Raw genomic sequence first — 5,199 nt, 5'->3', positions numbered from 1 at the left:
AGGCTATAGCATGCAATTGAAGGTCACACTGACGGCGGCTGCCGTCTTTGCCATGGTGGCAGGCACCGTGTCCGCGCAGGACGTGCAGGTGGTGAAGATCGGCCACGTCGCGCCGATGTCCGGCCCGCAGGCCCACTATGGCAAGGACAACGAGAACGGCGCCCGCATGGCGGTCGAGGAACTGAACACCCAGAACATCGTCATCGCCGGCAAGAAGATCAAGTTCGAGCTGCAGGGCGAGGACGACGCCTCCGATCCGAAGCAGGGCACGGCCGCGGCGCAGAAGCTGTGCGATGCCAAGGTCAACGGCGTGGTCGGCCACCTGAACTCCGGCACCACGATTCCGGCCTCCAAGGTCTACAACGACTGCGGCATCCCGATGGTGACGGGCGCCGCCACCAACCCGACCCTGACCAAGCCGGGCTACAAGACCACCTACCGCATCATCGCCAACGACAACGCACTCGGCGCCGGCCTGGCCTTCTACGCCGCCGACGCACTCAAGCTCAAGCGCATCGCCGTGATCGACGACCGCACCGCCTACGGCCAGGGCGTGGCCGAGGTGTTCAAGAACACCGCCAAGAAGAAGGGCATCGAGATCGTCGACGAGCAGTTCACGACCGACAAGGCGACCGACTTCATGGCGATCCTGACCTCCATCAAGTCGAAGAACCCGGACGGCATCTTCTACGGCGGCATGGACCCGCAGGGCGGCCCGATGCTGCGCCAGATGGAGCAGCTCGGCATGGGCAACGTCAAGTACTTCGGCGGCGACGGCATCTGCACCACCGAGATCGCCAAGCTCGCGGCGGGCGCCAAGACGCTGGCCAACGTGGTCTGCGCCGAGGGCGGCGCGTCGATCCAGAAGATGCCTGGCGGCACCGCCTGGAAGGCCAAGTACGACGCCAAGTACCCGAAGCAGTTCCAGGTCTACAGCCCGTACACCTACGACGCCACCATGCTGCTGGTCGACGCAATGAAGCGTGCCGATTCCTGGGATCCCAAGGTCTACACGCCCAAGCTGGTCGAGTCGAACTTCAAGGGCGTCACCGCCAACATCCAGTTCGAGCCCACCGGCGAACTGAAGAACCCGGCCATCACCCTGTACGTGTACAAGGACGGCGTGAAGACGCCGCTGAACTGATCGGTATCGCGCTGACACGCGGAAATCCAGGCCACCTTCGGGTGGCCTTTTTCACGCGTGCGGCTCATCCGGCGTGGCCGACACGGCGCGGTCGAGCCAGCGATCAGCACGCAGGCGCTGCGCCAGCGAGCGCTCGATCGGCAGCGGCTCGCCATGCAGCCAAGTCGCCAGGATCTCGCCGCACAGCACGGCCAGCGTGAGGCCGCGCGCGCCCAGCCCGGTCAGCAGCTGCAGCGGTAGGGGGCTGGCAACCGACGCTTCGTCGCTGCCGTCCGCGCTCGGCGGACGCCAGGCGCCCACCGCCGGCAGCCGGTCGGGCAGGGTGGCGCGCACCCCGGCCCAGCAGCGCGCGCGGCCATCATCCCATTGCTCACCGAGCGCCCGGCCGGCAGGCGGCAGCAGCGTCAGGAGGCGCTGCCGGTTGGCGGCATGATCGCCGGCCAGCAACTGCGGCAGCGGGTTGGCACGCTCGAAGGTCGACCCGGTGATCCACCAGCGGCCTTCCACGCCCGGCAGGTGGGCGATCAGGCTGCCGTGGCCGTTGACCGGGAAGGGCGGCAGCGCCTCATCAAGGCCCGCACCCGGCATCGGCCCGAAGGCCACCTGGCCACGCAGGGCGTGCAGCGGCGGCGCCGCAGGCGAAGCGCTGTGCACGAGCGCCAGCGAATCGAATCCGGCCGTGACGACCAGCAGCTCCGCCTCGGCCAGCGCGGCATCGGCTGCGTCCAGCACCTGCCACATTTTGCCGTGCCGCGCCATGCGCACCGCCTGGCAGGCGCCGCGCCAAACGATGCCCGGCGCATCGAGCATGGCGCGCACCAGCGCGCCGGGCTTGATCCAGCCGGCATCGGTATGCCACAGGGCCGGCTGCTGCGGATCGAGCGGCACGCCGGCGCGGGCAGCCTGCTCGGCGGTCAGCGCCGCGGTCGCGTCCAGCGTGCCGCTGCGCATGGCGTCTGCCTGGATGTCGCGCCAACTCGCCGGCAGGCGCCGCTCGCCCGGCTGGTGACGTTCCAGCACGCCGGTGGCGCCGAAGTCGACGCCTTCGCGCAGCAAGGCGCGGGCGCGCGCCAGCGTGGCGCGCACGCCGGCACGGCTCAGGCGCGACAGCGGCTTGTCATCCGGCGAAACGTGCGGCGCCACCACGCCGGCCGGCAGGCCCGAGGCGCCGGCAGCCGGTTCGTCGGCGCGGTCCAGCACGGTCACGTCCCAGCCACGCTGCGCCAGGCTGTGCGCCGCCGAGGCACCGGCCAGGCCGGCGCCAATGACGATGCAGCGTGCCGGTCGATCAACCGGAATGGGCGCACCCCGTGCGGCACGTGCGCGCGTTTGCCAACGCGGCTCGAAGCGCGCCCGCAGCGCATGGCGCTTGGGCGCCAGGCCGGGCACGCGCTCCAACGCGAAGCCGCTGGCCGCCAGATGCTCGCGCACTTCACGCGCCACGCACCAGGTCGCTGCGCGCGCGCCAGGGCGGGCCAGACGCGCCACCGCCTGGATCACCGGCCGGCTCCACATCCCGGGGTTGCGTGCCGGATCGAAGCCGTCCAGGTAGATGGCGTCATGCGCGCCGCTCAGCTCAGCCAGCGCCGCCTGCGCATCGCCCACCGCCAGCGTGAGCTGCACGCGGTCCTGGTCCAGTCGCAGGCGGTGCACGCCCGGCAGCAGGCCATGCCACCGCGCTGCCAGCTCGGCAACCAACGGTGCCAGCTCGGGAAAGGGCGCGGCGCTGCGGAGCAGGTCCGCGGCTTCGGGCGGGTAGGCTTCCACCGCGCTGTAGAACAGGCGTGCCGGCCGCCCCGGATCCTGCTGCCAGGCCAGCCAGGTGGCGAGGAAATTCAGGCCCAGGCCGAAGCCGGTTTCCAGCACCGCCCAGCGTGCTGCGCCAGTCCATCCAGCCGCCGCGCCAGCGTCCGCCAGCAGCCCGCAGCCACGCAGGAACACGTGCCGCGCCTGCGCCAGTCCGCCCTGACCGTCGGTGCCGCTGCTGCGGTAGATGTCGCCAAAACGCGGACTGACGGGGGTGCCGTCGGCACGCCAGTGCACCGTCTCAGCCATGGCAGGGGCGCGCCGGCCGCTGGTTCATGCGGTGCGCGCTCGGATGGGCTTCAGATGATTCAGGGTGACCGGTGCAGCACGGATCGAAATCCGCGGCCAGCATGCGATACCGGCCGCTCAGTTGCCCGGCGGCACGTAGCCGGCGATCTTGTCGACCTTGCCGCCGAACAGGAAGTTCTCCATCTGGACCTTGAGGTAGGCGCGCGCCTTCTGGTCGGCCAGGTTCAGGCGGTTCTCGTTCACCAGCATGGTCTGGTGTCGCAGCCACTCCTGCCACGCCTGCTTGCTGATGCTTTCCCAGATGCGCTTGCCGAGCTCGCCGGGGTAGGGCGGAAAGTCCAGCCCCTCGGCTTCGCGGCCAAGCTTGACGCAGTTCACGGTGCGTGCCATGTATCGGTTTCCTTCCAGGGTTCAGGCCATGACGGCATGGACCGGATTGTCCCCGATGGCGTGGCGGCGGTCGGAGACATGCCACACTTGCCCTCGCCGCCGCCCCGGTATCCACCGCCCAAGCACGGGCACCCAAGGGCGCTCAGAACATCCGCCGATCCACGCAACCACCCGAAGATGAAGCTCCCGCTGCAAGCCCTCGACCCCGAGCTGTTCGCCCGCGCCCAGCACCTGCTGGACGATGAATGGCTGGCCCAGGACGCCGACCTGGCCCCCGTGCTGCCGATCGTGCTGGCGCGCGGCGTCGGCCAGGACTGGCACAAGGCCGGCACCTTCCGCCACCACCTGGTCGGGGTCACGCGCACGCTGGCGCTGTGGCAGCAGCCGCGCGAGGTGCGGCTGCTCGGCCTGCTGCACAGCGTGTACGGCAACGCCTTCGTCGACCTGGTCAAGTTCGATGCCGCGACCGAGCGCGCCCGCCTGCGCGAGGTCGTCGGCGAACGGGCGGAGGAACTGGTTTACCTGTTCTGCACCGCTTCGCGCACCCAGTTCACGCAGAAGGTGCTGGCCGGCCAGATCGAGGCCGACGGCAGCGTGCTGCTCGACGACCGGCGGCTGGCGCCCGACGTGGTGGCGGCTTTCACCGTGGTCTCGATGGCCGACAGCTGCGAGCAGTGGTTCTCCTGGCAGGAGGACATCTTCTCGGGCTTCCCGTTCCTGCACCAGACGCAGCAGGAGGTGCACTGGTCGGCCGCGCTGTGGCCCGGCCCGATGCGCCCGCCGAGCCGCATGTACGCGCAGATCAGCCGGCTTGGCGCGGCGTTGCAGCATCCGGCGCTGCAAGCGCTGCTGCCGACGCCGCCGGTGTTCGACTACTGCCGCCGCCAGTTGCCGGAAGACGACGAAGCCGCGGCGATGGCCCTGTACTGGTCGGTGGTGCAGCAGCAGCACCCGCTGGTGCAGCCGCAGGCCGCCATTGCCGCGCTGGAACAGGTGGTGCGCCTGAACCCCTGGGTGGGCGAGCCGCAGATGCTGCTGGCACATCTGTACCTGATCGGCGGGCGCCACGCGGAAGCGCGCGCTGCCGCCGACAGCGCGCTGCAGTGCTACAGCAGCTGGGGCAACGCCTGGGACAAGCGCGTGCAGTGGGACGCCTGGGTCGCCTGGGCGCGCCTGCTGCGCCAGGGCGCCATGGCGGGCGACTGGCCGGTGCGGCTGGACAAGCTCAACAACCTCGCGCTGCGGTCCGAGGCGGCATAAGCTCATCACCAATGCATCTGACACCATCGGCCGCATGGCGTCCGCTGGCGGCTAGACTGCGAGCTTGCAGTCGCCCGGCCGGATGGATCCGTGGCCGGACGCCGGCTTTCATGCCCTGGCCGCCATTGCGGGACCCGGGCAAGCGGCTCATCAAGCAACACTTCAACCAACAACCCACGCCAGGAGAACAAGCCCATGTCCGAGCAATGGAAATTTGAAACCAAGTCGGTCCACGCCGGCTACAAGCCCGAGCCGACCACCAAGTCGGTGGCGGTGCCGATCTACCAGACCGTCTCCTACGCCTTCGACAGCGCGCAGCACGGCGCCGACCTGTTCGACCTCAAGGTGCC

4 protein-coding genes and 1 pseudogene are annotated in these 5,199 nt (G+C 69.9%); 3 read left to right on the top strand and 2 right to left on the bottom strand.

The features are described from left to right. Positions 1–10 precede the first annotated feature (10 nt). Complete coding sequence (locus tag PK606_RS15840; RefSeq protein WP_324565320.1) at positions 11–1,144, top strand: branched-chain amino acid ABC transporter substrate-binding protein; 1,134 nt, start codon at positions 11–13, stop codon at positions 1,142–1,144. Positions 1,145–1,195: 51 nt separating this feature from the next. Here PK606_RS15840 and mnmC read toward each other — a convergent pair whose 3' ends face one another. Both mnmC and PK606_RS15830 read right to left on the bottom strand, forming a co-directional pair. Beyond that, positions 1,196–3,199, bottom strand: a complete 2,004-nt coding sequence (gene mnmC / locus PK606_RS15835; RefSeq protein ID WP_324565319.1) for a bifunctional tRNA (5-methylaminomethyl-2-thiouridine)(34)-methyltransferase MnmC2/FAD-dependent 5-carboxymethylaminomethyl-2-thiouridine(34) oxidoreductase MnmC1 — start codon at positions 3,197–3,199, stop codon at positions 1,196–1,198. A gap of 117 nt (positions 3,200–3,316) precedes the next feature. Then, positions 3,317–3,589: an oxidative damage protection protein gene (locus PK606_RS15830; protein WP_324565318.1), complete on the bottom strand. Its 273-nt coding sequence runs from the start codon at positions 3,587–3,589 to the stop codon at positions 3,317–3,319. A 177-nt stretch (positions 3,590–3,766) separates the two neighbouring features. Here PK606_RS15830 and PK606_RS15825 point away from each other — a divergent pair, with 177 nt between their 5' ends. Together PK606_RS15825 and PK606_RS15820 are read left to right on the top strand one after the other, a co-directional pair. Next, the gene (locus tag PK606_RS15825) at positions 3,767–4,849 is read left to right on the top strand and encodes a DUF6817 domain-containing protein (RefSeq protein WP_324565316.1); all 1,083 of its coding nucleotides are present in this window, start codon (positions 3,767–3,769) and stop codon (positions 4,847–4,849) included. Between the two features lie 195 nt (positions 4,850–5,044). After that, positions 5,045–5,199: pseudogene (locus PK606_RS15820) on the top strand (bifunctional O-acetylhomoserine aminocarboxypropyltransferase/cysteine synthase); the annotation flags it as partial.

The sequence above is a fragment of the Ottowia sp. genome (assembly GCF_035444425.1).
GTDB lineage: Bacteria > Pseudomonadota > Gammaproteobacteria > Burkholderiales > Burkholderiaceae_C > Ottowia.
The sequence above is the reverse complement of the archived record's forward strand: the minus strand, read 5'-3'. Positions and strand labels throughout refer to the sequence as shown.